A 20,261-nucleotide genomic window follows, 5' to 3' on the forward strand; every position below is an offset into this window, starting at 1 on the left:
TTAGTATCTTTGACATAATAAATAAATACCCTAATATATGGACATTAAAGACATACAGAACCTCATAAAATTTGTGTCTAAGGCAGAAGTTTCCGAAGTAAAGTATAAAACAAAAGATTTTGAAATCACAATCAAAACTCCACTTGGTGGAAGCGAGATGAATTACGGTCAGCCTACAGTTTACCACACCGCTCCACAGCAGATGTCTGCTCCAGCAGCTCAGACTTCTGCACCAGCAACTGCACCCGCAGTAGAAGAAGCGTCAGATGACAGCAGATATGTAACCATAAAATCTCCAATGATCGGTACTTTTTACAGAAAACCATCACCAGACAAAGAAACTTTTATCAATGTCGGAGATGAGGTAACCGTTGGTAAAGTGGTTTGTGTAATAGAAGCAATGAAGTTATTCAACCAAATAGAATCAGAGGTTTCTGGAAAAATTGTAAAGATTCTTGCAGATGATTCTACACCAGTAGAGTATGATCAACCTTTATTTTTAGTAGACCCTTCTTAGGAATTTTAAATGATAGATTATAAATTTTAGATGAGATTTCTTCATTTAAAATGATTTAAAATTCAGAATTTAAAATTTAAAATTACCTAAATAGATGTTCAAAAAAATATTAATAGCCAACAGAGGCGAAATTGCAATGCGTATTTTACGTACCTGCAAAGAAATGGGAATTAAAACCGTAGCGGTTTATTCTACTGCAGATAAAGACAGCTTGCACGTGCGTTTTGCGGATGAAGCGGTTTGTATCGGTCCACCAATGAGTAAAGATTCTTATTTGAAGATTTCAAGCATTATTGCAGCGGCAGAAATTACCAATGCAGATGCAATTCACCCCGGATATGGTTTTCTTTCAGAAAATTCTAATTTTTCAAGAATTTGTCAAGAAAATGGTATCAAATTTATTGGCGCCACTCCTGATCAGATTGATAGAATGGGAGATAAAGCAAATGCGAAGGCGACCATGAAAGAAGCGGGCGTTCCTTGTGTTCCTGGATCCGAAGGTCTTATTGATGGCTACGAAAGAGCCGCCGTTTTAGCAGAAGAAGTTGGTTATCCCGTGATGATTAAAGCAACTGCTGGAGGTGGTGGAAAAGGAATGAGAGCCGTTTGGAAAGCTGAAGATCTACATGAACTATGGGATTCTGCGGTTCAGGAAGCTACAGCAGCTTTCGGGAATGGTGGAATGTACATGGAAAAGTTAATTGTAGAACCACGTCATATTGAAATTCAGATTGCAGGAGACCAATATGGTAAAGCCTGTCACCTTTCTGAAAGAGATTGCTCTATCCAAAGAAGAAATCAAAAACTTACCGAAGAAACACCGTCGCCATTTATGACGGATCAACTTCGAAAAGATATGGGTGAAGCTGCAGTGAAAGCTGCAGAATATATTGGATATGAAGGAGTAGGGACCATCGAGTTTTTGGTAGACAAAAACAGACGCTTTTATTTTATGGAGATGAATACCAGAATCCAAGTGGAGCATCCGATTACAGAACAAGTAATTGACTATGATTTAATCCGGGAGCAGATTTTATTAGCTGCAGGAGTACCAATTTCTGGAGCCAATCATTATCCAAAACTTCATTCTATAGAATGTAGAATTAATGCAGAAGATCCTTTAAATGATTTTCGTCCTTCACCAGGAAAAATTACGGGGTTAAACATTCCCGGTGGACATGGAATCCGTGTAGACACTCACGTTTATTCAGGTTATACCATTCCTTCTAATTATGATTCTATGATTGCGAAGTTAATCACCACTGCACAATCTAGAGAAGAAGCCATTGCTAAAATGAAGCGTGCTTTAGAAGAATTTTATGTTGAAGGTATTAAGACAACCATTCCATTCCATCGTCAGTTAATGGAAAATGAAGATTACATTGCTGGTAACTACACCACCGCATTTATGGATAGTTTTGTGATGGATAAAAATTTCGATAATTAAAAATAGACCTATAGAAAGAAGATACTGATTTGAAAAAATCAGTATTTTTTTTGTGAAAACTTTCTACTTATTTTAAATTCTGTTCCATCATAAATTGTGGCTTAAGTTGGAAGTATATATTTATTTTAAATCATATCGAACTATTTAAAAGCGTAATGGTTTAAATTTGTCAAATTGATAATTCTTGTTTAAATTTACTGAGGATAATAATTAAAATTGAGGTAAATAGAAATATTGTGATCATATTTTTACGTTAAATTCAGCGGTTGAAATTTTAGACAATTTTACACTAATTAAAAACAACCAAATCAAAAGATAATTTGTTATGAAAAAATTACTATTTCTTTCTGTTTTATTTTTTGGAAATATATTATTTCAAGCTCAAACGAAGCAGCAAACCGTTGATTCTATGGAGTCTCTTTTTAAAAATTCTTATAAACTAGATGATTTTCGAGTTGTGAAATTAGCACTAGATGGAAATACTTTGGTGGCAACATATTCCGATGGCGAAATAAGAAAGAAGGATATTATGCAAGCGGGACCTTTAATTGTTGCAAAGCGCTCAAATAGATTTGAAGTCAAATTTCAGCCTTCAGATTTAATTGTGTTTGGAGTTTTAGAAACAGAATCGGATGCGAATCGTTTAAAAAATTCTTTGGAATATTTGATAAGGTTACTAAAATCTAGTGATGGAGTTGCCTCAAGTAAAATCGCAATCACTTCCTTTAAAAATCAGAAACTCGCTATCATTCAAGATATATTTTTCAATACTACGAGAAATACGGTTGCATCTTTTTTGAAGGAAAAGGGATTTGGCGATGTAAAAATTGAGAAAGAAAGGACTAGTGAAATTTTAATTTTCGAAGCAAAATATTTGGCTTTGGAGATTGAATATCTGCAAAATGGCAGCATTGCAAACATTTTCTGTAATTATTCTGGAGCCCTGAATAATGTTTTTATAGAATCGGAACTGGAGGACGATGGTTTTAAATCTACCACAGAAAAAGTAAAGGCAAGTGACGGATCCGTTTTTGAAATGAAGACTTGGACTAAATCTGGGTCAAAATATTATTATACTTCATCTGCCTTTGAGGAAGATAAAATGGGAGTTTTAGCTTTTGGGATATCAGAATAATTAAGAGGGTAACTTCAAGCGAGTCTAATTTTAATCTCAAGATTCCACCAGAATTATGAAATATATAATTGTACTTTTTACGCTTCTCGGATTTCAAAATTTGATATTTTCACAGGAAAAAAAGATTTTGAAAATTTTGAATGGCCAATTGAAGAAAGAAGTGAGAAATCAATTTCGGTCCCCAAATTTTAATGGCGATACAATTTCCATAGTCAAACCGTATACTATTAGTACAAACAAAATATTATCTTTCGAAATAAAAAAAGCGAGTTCATCTTCTAACGGTGTACAGCTTGTAAAGCAAGAAGTTCCTTTAAAAATGATTCGAAAAATTGGAAAAGATATCAATGTGATTTTTGAAACCGAACATGATGCAGTGACAACAACTTACAGTAATCAAGCGAACGGTGGGAAAGTTGACAAAGTATTGGGATATTTATTTTTCCTCTATTTATCCAGTGACAGACACAATGAAACGGTAGGGATCGAACTTCAAAAAGCTTTCAAAACCGCAGGTTACATCGTAGGAAAGGAATATTGGTATGATTAATAGAATTGGATTAATTTTAAGAAATACATATTCAATCGAACAGTTTTAGTCTCAGTTATTATCATTAAATTTGTAAAAAAGTAAGTTATGTCAGACGTTTTAGTTCAAAAAAACTCCCAAAAGTATATCGATTTAGAAAATGAGCATGGCGCTCACAATTACCATCCACTACCTGTGGTATTAGAAAAAGGGGAAGGCGTTTACGTTTGGGATGTAGAAGGAAAAAGATATTTTGATTTTCTCTCAGCGTATTCGGCAGTCAATCAGGGACATTCTCATCCGAAAATTATAGAAGCATTAATTGCTCAAGCACAAACTTTAGCTCTAACTTCCCGTGCGTTTTATAATAATGTGTTGGGTCCTTATGAAAGATATGTGACTGAATATTTTGGTTTCGACAAAGTTTTACCAATGAATACGGGAGCAGAAGCCGTAGAAACAGCCATTAAATTATGCCGGAAATGGGCGTATGAAAAAAAAGGAATTGCAGAAAACGAAGCGGTAATTGTGGTGTGCAAAGGTAATTTCCACGGAAGAACCACCACTATTATTTCTTTCTCTGATGATGACAATGCGCGTGATAATTTTGGTCCCTACACCAGTGGTTTTATAAGCATTCCTTATGATGATATCAGCGCTTTGGAAGAAGTAGCGAAACAAAAAAATGTTATCGGATTTTTAGTAGAACCTATTCAGGGTGAAGCTGGAGTTTATACGCCGTCTGAAGATTTTATGGCGAAGGCGCAAGCAGTTTGCCATGCAAATGGTATGTTGTTTATCGCAGATGAAGTTCAAACCGGAATCGCTCGCACAGGGAGTCTTTTGGCAGTTTGTGGGAATTGCTCTTGCGAAAATACATGCGAAAAGCAGGCTACTTATACCAAACCAGATATTTTAATTTTGGGTAAAGCTCTTTCTGGAGGCGCTTATCCTGTTTCTGCAGTTTTAGCAGATGATCATGTTATGGAAGTCATTAAACCTGGTCAACATGGTTCTACTTTTGGTGGAAATCCTATTGCAGCCAAAGTTGCTATCGCAGCTTTAGACGTAGTTACTGAAGAACATTTAATTCAAAATGCTCGACGTTTGGGTAATATTTTCCGCGAGGAAATCAATCGAATCATTTCAAAGACAGATTTGATTGTAAAAGTACGTGGAAAAGGATTGTTAAACGCAATTATTATCAATGATACGCCGGAAAGTGATACTGCGTGGAATCTTTGCGTGCAGTTGAAAGAAAACGGATTGCTGGCGAAACCTACACATGGAAATATTATCCGTCTAGCGCCACCTTTGGTGATTACACAGGAACAAATGATGGAGTGTGTTGCTATTATTGAGAAGACAATTATGGAGTTTAAGAAGTAGATTTATTCAAAATCTCTTCATAAAAGTTTAAATAATTATTGGACATTACTTTATAATCATATTGTTTTGTCCAATTTTTTATTTTTGCGGAAAGTTCAGGCTTATTTTCCTCGTAATATTTTATTTTCAGCGTAAAAAATTCTGCCATTTTTTTAGGTTCAAAATTTTCGAAATAAAAAGCTGCATCACCACCAATTTCTGGCAAGCTTGTAAATGTTGAAAGGAAAACAGGCTTCCCGAAAGCCATCGCTTCAATCGGTGGAATGCCGAATCCTTCAGCAATACTCGGATGGCACATGGCACTACAATTTTGGATGAGTGCGTATTTTTCCTCCTCTGTAATATTTTTCAAAATATGAACGCGTTCTTCTAATTGCAGGTCTTTTATTCTTTTTCTAAAATTCTCTGCGTAAGGATTTTTCTCGTCTGAAGCGATCAAAACCAAATCGTCATCGATGAACGGAAGCATTTCTACTAAGGAAAGCTGATTTTTTTTCTCAAAGAGAACTCCAATATTGAGAATGTATTTTTTTTGATTCAAAAACGAAAATTTTCCTAAATCATAGGTTTTATCTGCTGGAAGTTCAATTCCATTATGGATGACCACAATTTCCTTTAATTTTTTAAAAGTGAAAAGATTTCTATTTTCTAAAATATCTTTTTTAGCATATTCCGAGATGCATACTAAGTAATCTGTATTTTTTAGATTATTGTTTACTTTGCGCAGCATCTTTTTTCGCTTTTTTTCCGAAAGATTTTCATGCAGAAAATTGAGATCGTGCAGGGTGACAATTTTAGTAGAATTTCTATAATTTTTCTGAAAATAAGAGGAAAGCTGATGACTTACATGAATAATATCAAATTTAGAACTAAAATTTTCATAAAATTTAAACCATTTTTTCCACTCAATCTTCTTTGAAATTTTAAAATCTAGGGTAGAAAAATCGCCAAAATAAGTAACGTCCAAATTCTTGTTTTCCTCATGAAATCCTTTGGCCAAATTCCGAAAAACATTAGCTATTCCCGAGTAAGGATAGCGTAATCTTTCCAAGTCAAGGAGTATTTTTTTCTTCATTTGAAAATAGTATTCAGTAGTTCTAACTCTAATTCTGGATCGTGATTATTTTTGAAATAAGAAATTGCTTCTCCTTTTGTTTTCGTGTAAAATTCTTCATTTTGGAGAAGGTGCATCATCTTTTCTGCAAATTTTTTCGGATCATCTGTTACGATGCAGCCATTTTCTGTTTTATTAATCAATCCATCTACACCTCTTTTGTTTGTAACCACAGGAATTCCATAAGAAAGTGCTTCTACTACTTTTATTTTAATTCCAGTGCCACTCAACATGGGACAAATTGCAATTTTTGCGCTCCGGTACATTGCAGTTAAATCGTCTACCAATCCATGTTTAATTACATTGTCATAATCGTCAATTTCTTTGCAAATATTTCCCACAATGTGAATTTTCACATCTTGTAAATGAGGTAAAACTTCTTTTAAGAACCATTTAATTCCTGCAATATTATGTGGATTATTACTGGCCACATAAATTACATCATATACAAATGATTTGTCAGTACTTTCAAAATTTAAAGGAAAAGAAACAGGAATTAAAGTTATTTTTCGATCTGTGAACTGTTCAAAAATGTATTGCTCTTCTACTGAATAGGTCCAGATCTCATCGAAGCTTCTTAAAATTTCCATTTCATCTTGAAATAGTTTTCCTATTGAATTATGCTTGTTTTTGCGTTGTCCAGTAATAAAATCATGAGTGTCTAGGATTTTATACGTTTCATAAGGTATTTCATCAATCAGTTTTCCCCATAAGGCGTAGCTTATTACAACTGCATCAAATTTCGTTGCTTTTATAATTTTATTAAAATCTCTTCTGAGAATGAGACTAGTAATATCAATTTTGTTAGACTTAAATAGGTAAGGAATTTTATAGAGAAATAAATATTTTAAAAATGTGCTTTTATACTTTTTATTAAGCAATTGAATTCTTACATTGTTATAGGTTTTTTTAAACGATTTTAAATGCTCATCTGTCCAATTACCCCAATCTTTCAGGGATACAAATTGAACAGAAATATTTTCATTCTCATTAAAATAAGAAAGCATTTGATTTAGCCTTGTAGTATTGCCAGCTTTGCCAGTCATGGGATTATCCGGCATGAAATAGAGTATATTCTTTTTCAATGGTTTAAGTTTCAGAATTAAGAATATGTTTATAAATAGTAAGATGCGTATTTACCGTTTTTTCCCATGAGAACTGTTTTGCCCTTTTTAATGATTTTTCAGATAATTCTCTTCTTAAAGCTTCATTTTGATAAAGATCAAGCATGGTTTTTCTAAGCCCAAATTCGTCTTTTGCATCTAATAATATTCCACTGTCACCTACTACTTCTGGTAGTGATGAATTGTCTGAAACAACTACCGGAACTCCACACTGCATAGCTTCTAAAACCGGTAAGCCAAAACCCTCGTAAAATGACATGTAAAAAAAAGCCTCCGCATTACTATAAACAGTAGCTAATTCATCATCAGGAATTCTTCCGGTGAAGATAATCTTACACTTTAGCTTTTCGCAATTTTCATAGGCTTTAAAAATATTGTCATAATCCCATCCGTTTGACCCCACTAATACTAAACTTAAATCGTCAATATTATTTTCTGTAATGGTTTGCACGAATGATTTTATTACATGATCTATGTTTTTTCTAGGTTCCAATGTGCTAAGTCCTAAAAAGTATCTTTCGGGCAAATTATATTTAAGTTGCAGTTTCTTCAAGTTGGCTTCGTCTTCACAAACGAAAAATTTTTCAGCAGATGCGGCAAGAAGACTAACATAAACATGTGCAGGGTTTATAAAGGGTACAAGTTTTAATAAATCTTTTTTAGTACTCTCCGAAACACAGATTACAAAACCATCTGACCCAATACTTTCGAAAATTTCCTCCATTAAATTTTTATCAGAATTAAGGTGGGGAAAAAGAAATGGGATCAGGTCATGTACGGTAACAACTTTCTTAAGCTCGGTGTGTTTTTGTAATTTTTCTGGAATTGGGAAATAAGGTGAGTGGTAAATTTGCGCATCTTTCAATTCGCAATTATCTACGATTTTGTAGTTTGTAATGCCAAATTGTTTATAAATAAATTTAAAGAGTTTTTCTTTCCGAAAAGGTAAGAAAGCAATCCGTTTTCTCGTATTTACTCCCTTTAGAATACTTCCTTTTTCTTTCAGTATTGCTTCAATGTCTGGTGTACTCGTCTTGCTGCTGGAATGGGCATAAAGAGAATAGCGTAAATCCATATCGGGGTTTTTGGTGAATCTTTTTAATAATTCATCAGCTACTCTATAAAGTCCTGCTTGCGAATGGTGCAAATCGCCGATTAGTCCAATTTCAAATACAATTTTAATTTTCATTATTTTTCAAACGTAAATTTATAATGTAAATTTTTCAATTTTATCGACATTATTATTTTTATAAGATATTTTAGCAGCTAAATAAAGCAATTACAATTGAGAATTTTCTACTATTTTCGTTCGTAATCATCATCTAACCGCACAATATCATCTTCTCCGAAATAAGTTCCGGTCTGAACCTCTACAAACACAACCAATTCTGAACTTCTATTTTCAATTCTATGCTTTGCTCCGAGTGGAATATGAATGCTTTCGCCGTATTTAAGGTAATTTTCGATTTCATCTAAAATTACAACGGCTTCTCCCTGTATAATCGTCCAAAATTCTTGGCGATGATGATGAAATTGGTAAGAAAGTCTTTGACCGGGATCAACTTCAATTCTCTTTAGTTTGTAGTGTGGCTCATCTGCCAAAACAAAGTATTTTCCCCAAGGTCTTTCGCCGATCTCTAACATAGTTTCTTTATTTAGATACAAAAATAAGTATTTTTCTGAAACACGCTTATGACATTTCTTTAACTCTTACATTATTACTTCACTTTAGTATCAACTTATAGGCGAAAACAATAGGAATTAAAAGGCGAGTGGGGGATTTTTTCTTTAAATTTGCACCTTAAAATTTTAAGAAAAATGAGCAAAGTAAGAGTGCGTTTCGCACCAAGTCCAACCGGACCTTTACATTTAGGAGGAGTAAGAACAGCTCTCTATGATTATCTTTTTGCGAAGAATCATGGAGGTGATTTTGTTTTAAGAATTGAAGATACAGATACCGCACGTTTTGTAGAAGGTGCAGAAGAATATATTATGGAAGCATTGGAATGGTGTGGTATTATTCCAGATGAAAGTCCAAAACACGGTGGAAAATTTGCGCCATACCGCCAATCAGAAAGACGTGATATTTATGACAGACATTTAGTTGAATTATTGAAAACTGATTACGCCTACATCGCTTTTGATACTCCAGAAGAATTGGATGAAATTCGAAATGAATTTGAGAAAAATGGGGAAGTATTCGCCTACAATTATATTACAAGAAATCGACTTAAAAATTCTTTAACTTTATCAAAAGAAGAAGTAGAGCAACTTAAGAAAGATAATGTTCCTTATGTTGTTCGGTTTAAAATGCCTATTGATCGAGTTTTAAATCTTGAAGATATTATTCGTGGCAATTCTGCCGTAAATACCAATACCTTAGATGACAAGGTTTTAATCAAAAATGATGGAATGCCAACTTATCATTTTGCCAATGTTGTAGATGATCATGAGATGGAAATTTCCCATGTGATCCGCGGTGAAGAATGGCTTCCTTCTCTTGGTTTGCATTATTTATTATACGAAGCAATGGGCTGGGAAAAACCCGAATTCGCTCATTTATCTTTGATTTTAAAGCCAGAAGGAAAAGGAAAATTAAGCAAAAGAGATGGTGATAAATTTGGATTCCCTGTTTTTCCTTTAGATTTTAAAGATCAGGAAACCGGAGCAATTTCCAAAGGATATCGAGAATCAGGTTATTTTCCGGAAGCTTTTTTAAACATGGTAGCGCTTTTAGGTTGGAGTCCTGCAAATGATCGGGAACTATTAACTTTAAAGGAAATGATTCAAGAATTTGATTTGTACAAAGTTCATAAAGCCGGTGCACGTTTTAGCAAAGACAAGGCAGAATGGTTTAATCAGGAATATTTAAAACTGAAAAGTCCGGAAGAAGTACTTATTATTTTAAAAGAATTGGGAGGCGATAAATTCCAGAATTATTCAGATGAAAAATTACTGAAGATTATTTCTTTGATGAAAGAGCGCGCAACTTTCGTTCAAGACATCTATACCCAAGGGTTGTTTTTCTTCCGAAGTCCAACTGATTATGAAGAAAAAGCCGTAAAAAAAGCTTGGAATGAAAGCGCTGCGGAAATAATTTCTGAGCTTTGTGCACATTTGGACAAAGTTGAAAAATTTGAAGCTGAAGATTTGAAAAATTCAATCCACCATTTCGCCGAAAGTAAATCATTAGGAATGGGAAAAGTGATGATGCCACTGCGTTTAGCCTTAGTTGGTGAATTGAAAGGACCAGATGTTCCGGATATTTTAGAAATTCTGGGAAAAGAAGTAAGCCTTGCTCGTTTACAAAATGCAGTGAATAATATCTCTTAATTTCCTTTATTTTTTAGTAAATTTGAACCTAAATCTGAATTGAAAAAATGGAGTATTTAAATTTTGAACTTCCTGTAAAAGACTTGATGGACCAGTACCAAACCTGTTCTTTAGTGGGAGAAGAAAGTGGGGTAGATGTGAAGTTGGCTTGCTCCCAAATCGAGGATAAAATTATTGAAAAAAAGAAAGAAATATACTTAAACCTTACGCCGTGGCAAAGAGTTCAATTATCGCGTCATCCAGACCGACCCTATACTTTAGATTTTATTAAAGGATTGGTAGATAAAGATAGTTTTCTAGAACTTCATGGAGATCGTAACTTTGCAGATGATCCAGCAATGATTGGTGGATTAGCAACTATTGATGGGGAAAGAGTAATGTTAATAGGCACCCAAAAAGGAAGAACAACTAAAGAAAGACAGCACAGAAGATTTGGGATGAGTAATCCTGAAGGCTATAGAAAAGCTTTGCGGTTAATGAAACTTGCAGAGAAATTTAAGATTCCGGTAATTACTCTAATTGATACTCCAGGAGCGTATCCGGGATTAGAAGCAGAAGAGCGTGGCCAAGGTGAAGCAATTGCCCGTAATATTTTCGAAATGACCATGCTTAAAACTCCAATTTTTTGTTACATCATAGGAGAAGGAGCAAGCGGTGGAGCGTTAGGAATTGGCGTTGGAAATAAAGTTTACATGCTAGAAAACACTTGGTATACCGTAATTGCACCCGAAAGTTGTTCTTCTATACTATGGAGGAATTGGGATCATAAAGAAGATGCAGCTAATGCATTAAAATTAACACCTGATGACGCCTTGAGAGAAAAATTTATTGATGGAATTATTCCTGAACCTTTAGGCGGCGCGCATTATGCACCTAAAGTGGCTTTTGAAAATTTAAAACATTCAATTTTGCAAAATATTAAAGCCTTTTCCAAATTTACCGGAAAAGAATTAGAAACTCAACGGCAAGAAAAATTTATTGCCATGGGTCAATTCAAAGGGTAAGAATTAAAGAGCTTAAAAAGGAAAATCCTGTAAATAATTACAGGATTTCTTATTTTTAAACAACAGCATTTTGAACTATTCGAAAAGCTCTGCAGTGTCCAATACGGTCACTTTACCGTCTTCGCAACGGATTGCTTCCCCAGGAAAGTTTTGGATCATATGGTAATCATGCGTTGCCATCACCACCGCGGAGCCGTTTTCAAAAGCAACCTGTTTTAGCAAAGTCATAATCTCATTCGAGGTTTCTGGATCTAAATTTCCGGTTGGCTCATCTGCTAATATTAATTCGGGATGATTAAGCAATGCTCTTGCAATGGCAATTCTTTGTTGCTCACCGCCTGAAAGCTCATGAGGCATTTTGTGTTTTTTGGATTTCATACCTACACTTGCCAGAACTTCATTGATACGATCATCTATTTTTATTTTTTCTGTCCAACCCGTGGCTTCCAAAACAAATTTCAAGTTTTTCTCCACCGTTCGGTCTGGCAAAAGTTGAAAATCTTGGAACACAATTCCTAATTTTCTTCTAAGATTCGGAATGTCAGACATACTTAAACTTTCTAATTGATATCCAGCAACACTTCCATTACCAGCGGTAAGGGGAATGTGTCCGTAAAGGGTTTTTAGAAGTGAACTCTTTCCAGAACCGGTTTTACCGATGAGGTAGCAGAATCTTCCTTTCTTTATATTGAGATTTACATCATTTAAAACGGTGAAGTTTTTCTGCGCAATCTTGGCATTTTTTAATTGAATAACATCTTGACCTTCATGGGAGGAATGTGGCATACTAGATTGTAATTTTTTGATGAATGATAAGAATCAAATTTACCTTTCAAAAGTAGATAAAAGATTCTTTTTCTAAGACACTTTAGGAAAATTTAACAAACAAAAAATGCCTGAAAATAATTTTCCAAGCATAATTGTATATGATAGATTAGAGATTATCTTTTCGCTCTTTGGCTACTGATTGTTAAGCTCTTTCTGCCTTTCGCTCTTCTCGCAGCTAGAATTCTTCTACCGTTTGGTGTTGACATTCTTAAACGGAAACCGTGCTTGTTTCTTTTCTTTCTTTCAGATGGTTGAAATGTTCTTTTTGGCATTGCGATTATTTTTAGTAAAAACTATATCTTATTTTTCAGATTGCAAAGATAGGAAACTTTTTATTCACTGCAAACAAATTGTTAATTATTTCTCTAAAAAAATCGTCCACTTGGCTAGCCAAATGGACGATTGAGTATTTATGTATTTATCAGTTTTTGATAAATTTATCTTGGTGTACTTTCCCAGCTTTGTCTTTCATTTGAAGGATGTAACTGCCTTTCTGCAATTCTTCTACATTAATTTCATTTTTTGTAGTTTTAATAGCAATTAATTTCCCACTCACATCATAGACATTGGCGTCTTCTACTATCATTCCGTTTACATAAAGCACTTTTTTAACGGGATTTGGATAAATGCTAATCTTATTTATACTGTTATCTATGGCTTTAAGAATACTTGCACAATTTGCGGAAATTACATTGATGGTGAAGTCAGCAGTAAATACAGTATTTGCAGTAGGTTCCATAGCGATAAGGACGATTGTAGTATTGGCTGGAATGGTAATGGCCATTGTTTCAACTTTACCAGTTACAGAACTGTTAACGATATCTCCTAAGTAGTTTTGCGATAAATTAGCTGGGTTAAAACTACCTGTATTGGCGATTAGGTGAACTTGCTTCAATGGATCTGGATCTGTATTTTTTAAAGTCAGAGTTACACAATCTGGAGAGGCGGAAGTGTTTTGAACCGTATAAGTTTTGTAATGGAAATTTCCCCTTCCAAAATTTCCAGAATAAGCTTTCGCGATTCCACAGATAGGATGAACGCCACCTCTTGTAATTCTTGGGGAATGTGTAGAATCCGTAGTCAATATTCTTCCGGTTATTGTTTTACATGGATTTGTTTCGATTCCATCAATAGTGAGAATTAAATCTTTCACTTGCGCAGGTAAGCAGATGGAAGCGGTTTTTCAACCAGTATTGCAACTTGTTGCAAACCCATTCCCTGGATTGATCCAGGCATAAGGTGCATCTAAAGTTCCTGCATCGTCATATGTTCTCCAGAACCATTGACCACCACTTAAATCTAGAACTGCTTGAATGGAAACCTAGTAGGTACCTTCAGTCAAGACAAGAGTTGTTGCTAGAGGTATTGAGGGGCTTTCCGATCCAGCTGCAAGTACTATGTTTTCTGTTCGAATTACAGTTCCGGGTAAATTTGAGAGCTTATTTTGACAGAAAGTTACATTGTAAGAAGTTGGATAGCTTAAGTCATTGGTTTGTCCACGGATAAACACTGCATTTATGTTTCAGAATTTATGTGCAGGAACTGTAAAATCCTCAGCAGCATTTGCAGAATATAGGGTATTTGCAGCATCAAACTGTTGGGACGATATATTGTCAGTTATAAATGGCGTTTGTCCATGTAATTTTGGTGCGATTAAATTTTGCGCATTAAATTCTTGGTAATAATCATTCAAACTTACAAATGCATTTATAGGATACTTAAATGTTATTGGTTTTATGTCAATCTTTGGTGGGATTACATCTGTTGTTCGGTTAGTTTGTGCAAAGGCGAATATACCAAACAGAGTAAGGAATAGTAAATAGATTTTTTTCATTTTTATGGGTTAATGTGTTGCAAAGCTCCGTTTTTGATTGTGCTATTCTCCTAGCCTAATCACCCTTGAACCTTAGGTAAAAACACCCGGAAAATTTTATGAAGAATGGTTTAGATAGTTTTTCCCTTGAAAACAAATCTTATCTTTGTTCCTCCAAAAATTCTAATTAATGTTTGATTCTTTCCAAATTTCTGCCCTTAAAAATCTTTTAGTTCCCCAAAATAAAATAGTTATTATCACTCACTATAATCCAGACGGAGACGCAATTGGTTCTAGTTTGGGACTGAAACATTTTCTTAAACAGAAGGGTTTGGAAGCGGACGTTATTGTACCAAATGATTTCCCTAAGTTTCTAAAGTGGATGCCAGAAGCGAAACAAGTAATCATTGCAGATTATAAAAGAAAGATTGCAGGTGAAGCAATTTACAATGCAGATGTTATTTTCATTTTAGATTTTAACGCGTCCCACAGAAGTGGAAATTTAGTAGGCCCTTGGATAGAAAAAGCGCGCGCAAAGAAAATCTTGATAGATCATCATCAGCAACCAGATAATTTTGATTTTGTTTATTCAGATGTTACCATTCCAGCTACTTCTCAGATGGTTTATCACTTTATAGAAGCATTAGGGGAAGAGGAATTGGTCAATAAGGAAATTGCAGATTGCCTTTATACAGGAATAATGACTGATACGGGAGGATTCAGGTTTAGATCTACCAGTGCTACTACCCATAGAATTACAGCCAAACTCATTGAAAATGGCGCAGATCCAGCACAAATTACATCCAGCACTTGGGACACTAACACCGTTTCAAGACTTCATCTGTTAGCGTTGATTTTAGGAAGAATTGAAGTGGTGAAAGATGGGAAAGTGGCGATTCTGTGGTTAAAGAGAGATGAGCTTAAACAGTATGGCTTTCAAAAAGGAGATACAGAAGGTTTTGTAAATTATGGGTTAAGTATCATGGGAACACAAGTTTCTGCCTTTTTTATGGAGGATTTGTATGAAGATTTTGTCAAGATTTCTTTCCGATCCAAAGATTATGTTGATGTCAATCAATTTTCTAGAAATCATTTTGATGGCGGTGGTCACATTAATGCTGCAGGTGGAAAATACATGAAGTCCATCGAAGAAACCATCGAAGATTTTAAAGTTAAAATTGAAGGGGAAGAGTTTTAATTGCAGAATTACTGATCTATTTAACCCTGTTTTTAAGAAAAAAAAGGAAGACCAAATTAATAATTCTTTGATTATAATGTTCTAAAGGATGAATTTTTTCGGCAGATTGTGCAAAAGCTCAGAGTTGATAATGGAAGCGCAAATTTCTGGTTTTTCCCAATGACCATTATGCCCACAATCCAAAAGATAACTTTTAATGTTAGTTTGGTCAGGCAAAAGTTCCAGAGTTTTCTTGCCATTTACCGCACCGTCATGTTTACCAGCTAAAACTAAAATTTTACCAGAGAAATTTTTCAGGACTTCAAGTTTGTCCGTTCTTTCAATCATGCCTCTCACAGATGCGATAACACCTTCTTTTTTTGTGGAAAGCGCTATTTCTTTCGCGAGATTTATTTTTCCTTCCAAAATATCTTTTTCATTGGGGTTAAAAAGATTAGGAACACCTGCACTAACATAATTTGAAAAAGCTTCTTTAATTAGTCGTAAACTTTTTCTGCGCTGTTCTTTTTTCTCCTCATCATCTGGGAAGTAGGTCGAAAAGAATAAGGTCAAGGATTTTAGCTTTTCCGGATATTTTTCCGCGAAAGCCAAAGTGGTGTAACCGCCCATAGAGTGACCAAGCAGATGAAATTTTGGTAAATCTAAATGAGTGGTAATCTTATGTACTTCTTCGGCCATTGATTCCATGGTCTGAATCTCTCCGTACACATCAGATTTTCCATGTCCAGGTAAATCAATTTTTATGAGTTTAAAATCATCAGAGAGTGTTTTTTCCATGTCCTCCCAAATGGTGTGATTTTCCATAAAACCATGCAAAAGCACTAAATTTTCTTTTCCGTTTCCTGATATTTTGTAATATAGCATCATTTTTTATTTGAGGTATAGGTCAATGTAATCTATAAATCCTTGACTATTTGTCATGTTTTGCAAGCGGAAATAATTCGAATTTCCTTTTTTGGCAAAGCTGGTTTTTTTCTTACGCAAGTCTAATTTACCATTCTCGTTTTCCGCAATACTTTGAGTGATCTGACCCTCAAAGTTTAAATAATCCTGAGAAATCATATTGATTTCTCCTTCAATTTTTACATAGTCTTTGCCAGCTTTGGCCTCACCAGAAATGAAATATAAATCTCTCCCGATTTTTTTTAGCAGTACTTCTCCTGAATTTGAAATTAAATTATGAGTTAAACGATGAGATCCACTTAAATCTCGAAATAAATTTTTTGAATTCAATGCTTTAATCTGCTCATTGTGTTTAATCCGAGCGGCATTTATTGAATCAATGCGCATGTTTTCGCTCAAATCCATTTTTTTCTGCCTGCTATCATCTTTTTTACAAAAAACTAAAGAAAGAAGGGCCAAAACTGGTATTAACTTTTTCAAATTAGAGTATTTATTTTACTCAAAAATATAAAATGACCGTGGATTTACAGTCACATTTCTTTGATCGACTTCAATATTTGCCTGAATTTTTTATAAAGCTAAAGAGAATTGTAATTGATAAACCTAAAGTTTGGTCCTGGAGTCAATCACAATGGTTACCGGTCCATCATTGATCAAATTAACCTTCATATCTGCACCGAAAATTCCACTTTCTATTTTTAGATTTGATTGAGAAAGCAGAACTTTGAAATAATCAAAAAGAGGGATCGCACTTTCTGGTCTGGCTGCCTTAATGAAAGAAGGTCGGTTCCCTTTTTTGTAATCAGCAATTAAAGTAAACTGACTGATGCAGAGAATTTCTCCTCTTATTTCTTGCACTGACAAATTAAGCTTTCCCTCCTCATCGCTGAAAATTCTTAAGTTTATCACTTTTTGAGTCAGCCATTCTGCGTCTGTTTCAGTGTCTTCTTCATCGATGCCAATTAGCAATAATAAACCTGCGGAAATTTGACCCACAATCTTCTTATTGACTTCTACTTTTGCCATACTAACTCTCTGAATTACTGCCTTCATCCTCAAAAATGTTTATCTATTCAAAAATTGATAAAATATTGCTGCTTGCGTCGTAATTGTATCGGTATGTTTTTGGCGCAATTTGAGCGATTTTGGTGGGTTCACCTGTTAGTAAAATCCATTCAGCGCCATCTTTTAGACAAGATATTTTTATATTGCTTTCTACAGTCAGTGTTGTATTATTGTCTGGGCAAATATGCGGTGCGTTTCTATCATAAATTTTGAATCCGTTTGTTGATTTAACTACAATTAGACCGCGCGTTCCAGACTGTTGTTCATCTAGATAAATCCATCCGTTTACACTTTGCAAAGCAAAATATGCGGGCAAATTCAAATTAAGAATAACACTGATGGGTGATCTGGGGAAGCAGGATACGGTTTCTTCTCTTTCTTTGCAAGAAATTAGGTTTAAGGTGCTGAAAATGAGTGGTATTGCTAATAATAGAAGTGAAAATTTTCTTTTCATTTAAAATAAAGTTATATATTTGTAAAACGAATTCACAAAGAAAACATTGTCCGACAAATGTCGGATTATTTTTTTATACTAACGTTAAATATTAGAGACTATGGCAAGTTATGTTACCCAAGCAGGTTTAGATAAAATGAAGGCTGAACTTGAACAACTGGAAACAATTGAACGACCAAAAATTACACAGCAGATTGCTGAAGCTAGAGATAAAGGAGACCTTTCTGAGAATGCTGAATATGATGCAGCGAAAGAAGCACAAGGGATGCTGGAGATGAAAATTTCTAAGCTGAAAGACTTAATAAATAATGGTAAAGTAATTGACGAAACGCAATTAGACAGCTCCAAAGTTTCTATGTTAACTACGGTTACCCTGAAAAATCTTGCGACGAAGGGAGAACAAAAATTTACCATTGTTCCAGATAATGAAAGTGATTTGAAAACCGGTAAAATTTCTCTCAACACTCCAATCGCAAAAGGTCTTATGGGCAAATGCATTGGGGAAACTGCAGAGATTGTGCTGCCAAATGGAAACAAATTAACGTTTGAGATCCTAAATATTACCGTTTAAGTGGATTAATAACGATCTAAGTTTATCACTTCCTTAACATAGAATTTTTTTAATTAATAGTATTTTTGCATTTATAAGATAAAAGTTCGAAAACGTGAATTTCAAACCTATCTTTAAATCGTTTTAATATCAAAATTTAAATCTGATGAGTTCTATATTCACTAAAATTATCGCCGGAGAAATTCCCTCCTTTAAAATTGCTGAAGATGATGAGCACGTGGCTTTTCTGGATGCAATGCCTTTGGCGAAAGGACATACTTTGGTAATTCCAAAAAAAGAAATTGACTTTATATTTGATTTGGAAGATGATGACTTTAAAAATCTTTGGAGTTTTGCACAGTCTGTGGCAAAAAAATTAGAGAATGCCTTCCCGAATCAAAGAATCGCTGTTGCAGTAATCGGATTAGAAGTTCCGCATGCACACATTCATTTAGTTCCGATTAATAGAACTGAAGACCTGAATTTTAAAAACGTGAGATTAAAATTATCCTCGATGGAATACGAAGAAATTCAAAATCTTATTATCAACTCATAAAAATACTTTGTCAAAATATTTGATAAATTTTTTAACTACTAAACGCCACTTAATTATATGAATTCTAACCAATGTTCTTTTTGCGGAAGTAAACGGAGTGAAGTAGAAATGCTTGTCTCTGGAAACGAAGGTTTTATATGTGAAAATTGTATTGAGCAAGCTCACGCTATTGTTAAAGAAAATGCGAATGCTAAAATTGCTCCAGCTGCAGATAAGGTAGAAGACCTTAAAAAACCAAAAGAGATTAAAAAATTCTTAGATCAGTACGTTATCGGACAAGATCAAGCGAAAAAGCAACTTTCAATTGCGGTTTATAATCATTACAAACGCCTGCTTCACGCACAAGATGAAAACAGAGAAGTAGAGATTGAGAAATCCAATATTATCATGATTGGAGAAACGGGTACTGGTAAAACACTTTTGGCAAAATCGATCGCAAAAGAATTAAATGTTCCCTTTTGTATTGTAGATGCTACCATTTTAACAGAAGCGGGATATGTAGGAGAAGACGTAGAAAGTATTTTATCCAGATTGCTGCAAGTAGCAGATTTCGACGTTGAAAAAGCGGAAAAAGGAATTGTATTTATTGATGAAATTGATAAAATCGCGAGAAAATCAGATAATCCGAGCATCACACGCGATGTTTCTGGTGAAGGAGTTCAGCAGGGACTGCTTAAACTTTTAGAAGGAAGTATTGTAAATGTTCCGCCACAAGGCGGGAGAAAACATCCTGATCAAAAGTACATTCAAGTTAACACGCAAAACATATTATTTATCGCCGGTGGCGCCTTTGATGGTATTAAAGATATCATTGAAAAAAGATTAAACAAGCATTCAATTGGATTCAGTGCAGAAAAACTGAGCAAAAATGAAGAGGAGGAATATATCTTAAAACAAATCAATGCGATTGATTTACGAAAATTTGGTCTGATTCCAGAACTTTTAGGAAGATTTCCAATTGTCACTTATTTGGATAAACTTTCCAAAGAAACCATGATCCGCATTATGAAGGAGCCAAAAAATTCCATCGTTAAACAATTTGTAGAATTATTTAAAATGGACGGGGTAGAATTAAAGTTCACAGATGAAGCGATTGATAAGATTGTAGATGAGACGATTGACAAGGGCCTAGGAGCAAGAGGTTTGCGCGGAACTACAGAAAAGGTTTTGGAAGATTATATGTTTAATATTGCCGCAAAGAAAAAGGTGGTTTTAACCCTAAATGATGTCAAGGTCTCCTAATTTTTTTGATTTGCTTTGATATAGAAAAATTTGTAATATATTTGTTGCTGAATTATATTC

23 protein-coding genes are annotated in these 20,261 nt (G+C 34.4%); 11 read left to right on the top strand and 12 right to left on the bottom strand.

The genetic code is table 11. The features are described from left to right. Nucleotides 1-37: 37 nt before the first annotated feature. The 5 genes from accB to rocD all read left to right on the top strand — a co-directional run bounded on the left by accB (nt 38) and on the right by rocD (nt 5,017). A complete protein-coding gene (gene accB / locus RCH13_RS09365; protein WP_326986973.1) occupies nt 38-517 on the top strand; it encodes an acetyl-CoA carboxylase biotin carboxyl carrier protein in 480 nt (159 codons plus the stop codon). Between the two features lie 94 nt (nt 518-611). Beyond that, nucleotides 612-1,964: an acetyl-CoA carboxylase biotin carboxylase subunit gene (gene accC, locus RCH13_RS09370; protein ID WP_326986974.1), complete on the top strand. Its 1,353-nt coding sequence runs from the start codon at nt 612-614 to the stop codon at nt 1,962-1,964. A gap of 325 nt (nt 1,965-2,289) precedes the next feature. Next, nucleotides 2,290-3,099 carry a hypothetical protein gene (locus RCH13_RS09375; RefSeq protein WP_326986975.1) on the top strand — a complete coding sequence of 270 codons (810 nt, stop codon included), beginning with the start codon at nt 2,290-2,292 and terminating at the stop codon, nt 3,097-3,099. A 55-nt stretch (nt 3,100-3,154) separates the two neighbouring features. Continuing rightward, the gene (locus tag RCH13_RS09380) at nt 3,155-3,649 is read left to right on the top strand and encodes a hypothetical protein (protein WP_326986976.1); all 495 of its coding nucleotides are present in this window, start codon (nt 3,155-3,157) and stop codon (nt 3,647-3,649) included. A gap of 87 nt (nt 3,650-3,736) precedes the next feature. Then, nucleotides 3,737-5,017 (top strand): ornithine--oxo-acid transaminase, encoded by a 1,281-nt coding sequence (gene rocD / locus RCH13_RS09385; RefSeq protein ID WP_326986977.1) that lies wholly within the window; start codon nt 3,737-3,739, stop codon nt 5,015-5,017. On the opposite strand, the gene RCH13_RS09390 is transcribed toward rocD, so the two are convergent. From RCH13_RS09390 to RCH13_RS09405, 4 genes are all read right to left on the bottom strand, one after another. Next, on the bottom strand, nt 5,007-6,092 hold the full coding sequence (locus tag RCH13_RS09390) for a glycosyltransferase family 4 protein (protein ID WP_326986978.1): 1,086 nt from the start codon (nt 6,090-6,092) through the stop codon (nt 5,007-5,009). The genes rocD and RCH13_RS09390 overlap by 11 nt on opposite strands. Beyond that, on the bottom strand, nt 6,089-7,216 hold the full coding sequence (locus RCH13_RS09395; protein WP_326986979.1) for a glycosyltransferase: 1,128 nt from the start codon (nt 7,214-7,216) through the stop codon (nt 6,089-6,091). Before RCH13_RS09395 ends, RCH13_RS09390 begins: the two co-directional genes overlap by 4 nt. 4 nt (nt 7,217-7,220) lie before the next feature. After that, complete coding sequence (locus RCH13_RS09400) at nt 7,221-8,444, bottom strand: glycosyltransferase family 4 protein (protein WP_326986980.1); 1,224 nt, start codon at nt 8,442-8,444, stop codon at nt 7,221-7,223. Nucleotides 8,445-8,554: 110 nt separating this feature from the next. Further along, nucleotides 8,555-8,899, bottom strand: a complete 345-nt coding sequence (locus RCH13_RS09405; protein ID WP_326986981.1) for a phosphomannose isomerase type II C-terminal cupin domain — start codon at nt 8,897-8,899, stop codon at nt 8,555-8,557. A 174-nt stretch (nt 8,900-9,073) separates the two neighbouring features. Here RCH13_RS09405 and gltX point away from each other — a divergent pair, with 174 nt between their 5' ends. After that, a complete protein-coding gene (gltX, locus tag RCH13_RS09410; protein WP_326986982.1) occupies nt 9,074-10,588 on the top strand; it encodes a glutamate--tRNA ligase in 1,515 nt (504 codons plus the stop codon). A 47-nt stretch (nt 10,589-10,635) separates the two neighbouring features. Continuing rightward, on the top strand, nt 10,636-11,592 hold the full coding sequence (locus RCH13_RS09415; RefSeq protein ID WP_326986983.1) for an acetyl-CoA carboxylase carboxyltransferase subunit alpha: 957 nt from the start codon (nt 10,636-10,638) through the stop codon (nt 11,590-11,592). Nucleotides 11,593-11,667: 75 nt separating this feature from the next. Here the strand turns inward: RCH13_RS09415 and RCH13_RS09420 are convergent, their stop codons facing one another. The 4 genes from RCH13_RS09420 to RCH13_RS09435 all read right to left on the bottom strand — a co-directional run bounded on the left by RCH13_RS09420 (nt 11,668) and on the right by RCH13_RS09435 (nt 14,254). Beyond that, complete coding sequence (locus RCH13_RS09420) at nt 11,668-12,378, bottom strand: cell division ATP-binding protein FtsE (protein ID WP_326986984.1); 711 nt, start codon at nt 12,376-12,378, stop codon at nt 11,668-11,670. A gap of 155 nt (nt 12,379-12,533) precedes the next feature. After that, the gene (gene rpmH / locus RCH13_RS09425) at nt 12,534-12,692 is read right to left on the bottom strand and encodes a 50S ribosomal protein L34 (RefSeq protein WP_326986985.1); all 159 of its coding nucleotides are present in this window, start codon (nt 12,690-12,692) and stop codon (nt 12,534-12,536) included. A gap of 149 nt (nt 12,693-12,841) precedes the next feature. Continuing rightward, entirely contained in the window at nt 12,842-13,573 is a 732-nt protein-coding gene (locus RCH13_RS09430) for a T9SS type A sorting domain-containing protein (protein ID WP_326986986.1), read from the bottom strand. 369 nt (nt 13,574-13,942) lie between these two features. After that, nucleotides 13,943-14,254, bottom strand: coding sequence for a hypothetical protein (locus RCH13_RS09435; RefSeq protein WP_326986987.1), 312 nt, complete (start codon nt 14,252-14,254; stop codon nt 13,943-13,945). A 169-nt stretch (nt 14,255-14,423) separates the two neighbouring features. Between RCH13_RS09435 and RCH13_RS09440 the strand changes: the two genes are divergently transcribed. Continuing rightward, the gene (locus RCH13_RS09440; RefSeq protein WP_326986988.1) at nt 14,424-15,431 is read left to right on the top strand and encodes a DHH family phosphoesterase; all 1,008 of its coding nucleotides are present in this window, start codon (nt 14,424-14,426) and stop codon (nt 15,429-15,431) included. 81 nt (nt 15,432-15,512) lie between these two features. Here RCH13_RS09440 and RCH13_RS09445 read toward each other — a convergent pair whose 3' ends face one another. The 4 genes from RCH13_RS09445 to RCH13_RS09460 all read right to left on the bottom strand — a co-directional run bounded on the left by RCH13_RS09445 (nt 15,513) and on the right by RCH13_RS09460 (nt 17,853). Further along, nucleotides 15,513-16,295 (bottom strand): alpha/beta fold hydrolase, encoded by a 783-nt coding sequence (locus RCH13_RS09445; protein WP_326987056.1) that lies wholly within the window; start codon nt 16,293-16,295, stop codon nt 15,513-15,515. 6 nt (nt 16,296-16,301) lie between these two features. After that, nucleotides 16,302-16,814: a hypothetical protein gene (locus RCH13_RS09450; protein ID WP_326986989.1), complete on the bottom strand. Its 513-nt coding sequence runs from the start codon at nt 16,812-16,814 to the stop codon at nt 16,302-16,304. Nucleotides 16,815-16,937: 123 nt separating this feature from the next. After that, the gene (gene dtd / locus RCH13_RS09455) at nt 16,938-17,387 is read right to left on the bottom strand and encodes a D-aminoacyl-tRNA deacylase (RefSeq protein ID WP_326986990.1); all 450 of its coding nucleotides are present in this window, start codon (nt 17,385-17,387) and stop codon (nt 16,938-16,940) included. Nucleotides 17,388-17,403: 16 nt separating this feature from the next. Continuing rightward, nucleotides 17,404-17,853, bottom strand: coding sequence for a hypothetical protein (locus tag RCH13_RS09460; RefSeq protein WP_326986991.1), 450 nt, complete (start codon nt 17,851-17,853; stop codon nt 17,404-17,406). 100 nt (nt 17,854-17,953) lie between these two features. Here RCH13_RS09460 and greA point away from each other — a divergent pair, with 100 nt between their 5' ends. The 3 genes from greA (at nt 17,954) to clpX (ending at nt 20,201) form a co-directional block, all read left to right on the top strand. Then, a complete protein-coding gene (gene greA, locus RCH13_RS09465; protein ID WP_326986992.1) occupies nt 17,954-18,424 on the top strand; it encodes a transcription elongation factor GreA in 471 nt (156 codons plus the stop codon). A gap of 145 nt (nt 18,425-18,569) precedes the next feature. Beyond that, nucleotides 18,570-18,959: an HIT family protein gene (locus tag RCH13_RS09470; RefSeq protein WP_326986993.1), complete on the top strand. Its 390-nt coding sequence runs from the start codon at nt 18,570-18,572 to the stop codon at nt 18,957-18,959. A gap of 57 nt (nt 18,960-19,016) precedes the next feature. After that, nucleotides 19,017-20,201 (top strand): ATP-dependent Clp protease ATP-binding subunit ClpX, encoded by a 1,185-nt coding sequence (gene clpX, locus RCH13_RS09475; protein WP_326986994.1) that lies wholly within the window; start codon nt 19,017-19,019, stop codon nt 20,199-20,201. Nucleotides 20,202-20,261 lie beyond the last annotated feature (60 nt).

The sequence above is a fragment of the Chryseobacterium sp. MP_3.2 genome (genome assembly GCF_035984805.1).
Taxonomy (GTDB): Bacteria; Bacteroidota; Bacteroidia; order Flavobacteriales; family Weeksellaceae; genus Kaistella.

What these genes read in the sequence shown, in the direction of transcription:
- accB (WP_326986973.1), top strand. Translation starts at nt 38, where the DNA reads ATGGACATTAAAGACATACAGAACCTCATAAAATTTGTGTCTAAGGCA.
- accC (WP_326986974.1), top strand. Translation starts at nt 612, where the DNA reads ATGTTCAAAAAAATATTAATAGCCAACAGAGGCGAAATTGCAATGCGT.
- RCH13_RS09375 (WP_326986975.1), top strand. Translation starts at nt 2,290, where the DNA reads ATGAAAAAATTACTATTTCTTTCTGTTTTATTTTTTGGAAATATATTA.
- RCH13_RS09380 (WP_326986976.1), top strand. Translation starts at nt 3,155, where the DNA reads ATGAAATATATAATTGTACTTTTTACGCTTCTCGGATTTCAAAATTTG.
- rocD (WP_326986977.1), top strand. Translation starts at nt 3,737, where the DNA reads ATGTCAGACGTTTTAGTTCAAAAAAACTCCCAAAAGTATATCGATTTA.
- RCH13_RS09390 (WP_326986978.1), bottom strand. Translation starts at nt 6,092, where the DNA reads ATGAAGAAAAAAATACTCCTTGACTTGGAAAGATTACGCTATCCTTAC.
- RCH13_RS09400 (WP_326986980.1), bottom strand. Translation starts at nt 8,444, where the DNA reads ATGAAAATTAAAATTGTATTTGAAATTGGACTAATCGGCGATTTGCAC.
- RCH13_RS09405 (WP_326986981.1), bottom strand. Translation starts at nt 8,899, where the DNA reads ATGTTAGAGATCGGCGAAAGACCTTGGGGAAAATACTTTGTTTTGGCA.
- gltX (WP_326986982.1), top strand. Translation starts at nt 9,074, where the DNA reads ATGAGCAAAGTAAGAGTGCGTTTCGCACCAAGTCCAACCGGACCTTTA.
- RCH13_RS09415 (WP_326986983.1), top strand. Translation starts at nt 10,636, where the DNA reads ATGGAGTATTTAAATTTTGAACTTCCTGTAAAAGACTTGATGGACCAG.
- RCH13_RS09420 (WP_326986984.1), bottom strand. Translation starts at nt 12,378, where the DNA reads ATGCCACATTCCTCCCATGAAGGTCAAGATGTTATTCAATTAAAAAAT.
- rpmH (WP_326986985.1), bottom strand. Translation starts at nt 12,692, where the DNA reads ATGCCAAAAAGAACATTTCAACCATCTGAAAGAAAGAAAAGAAACAAG.
- RCH13_RS09435 (WP_326986987.1), bottom strand. Translation starts at nt 14,254, where the DNA reads ATGAAAAAAATCTATTTACTATTCCTTACTCTGTTTGGTATATTCGCC.
- RCH13_RS09440 (WP_326986988.1), top strand. Translation starts at nt 14,424, where the DNA reads ATGTTTGATTCTTTCCAAATTTCTGCCCTTAAAAATCTTTTAGTTCCC.
- RCH13_RS09445 (WP_326987056.1), bottom strand. Translation starts at nt 16,295, where the DNA reads ATGCTATATTACAAAATATCAGGAAACGGAAAAGAAAATTTAGTGCTT.
- dtd (WP_326986990.1), bottom strand. Translation starts at nt 17,387, where the DNA reads ATGAAGGCAGTAATTCAGAGAGTTAGTATGGCAAAAGTAGAAGTCAAT.
- RCH13_RS09460 (WP_326986991.1), bottom strand. Translation starts at nt 17,853, where the DNA reads ATGAAAAGAAAATTTTCACTTCTATTATTAGCAATACCACTCATTTTC.
- greA (WP_326986992.1), top strand. Translation starts at nt 17,954, where the DNA reads ATGGCAAGTTATGTTACCCAAGCAGGTTTAGATAAAATGAAGGCTGAA.
- RCH13_RS09470 (WP_326986993.1), top strand. Translation starts at nt 18,570, where the DNA reads ATGAGTTCTATATTCACTAAAATTATCGCCGGAGAAATTCCCTCCTTT.
- clpX (WP_326986994.1), top strand. Translation starts at nt 19,017, where the DNA reads ATGAATTCTAACCAATGTTCTTTTTGCGGAAGTAAACGGAGTGAAGTA.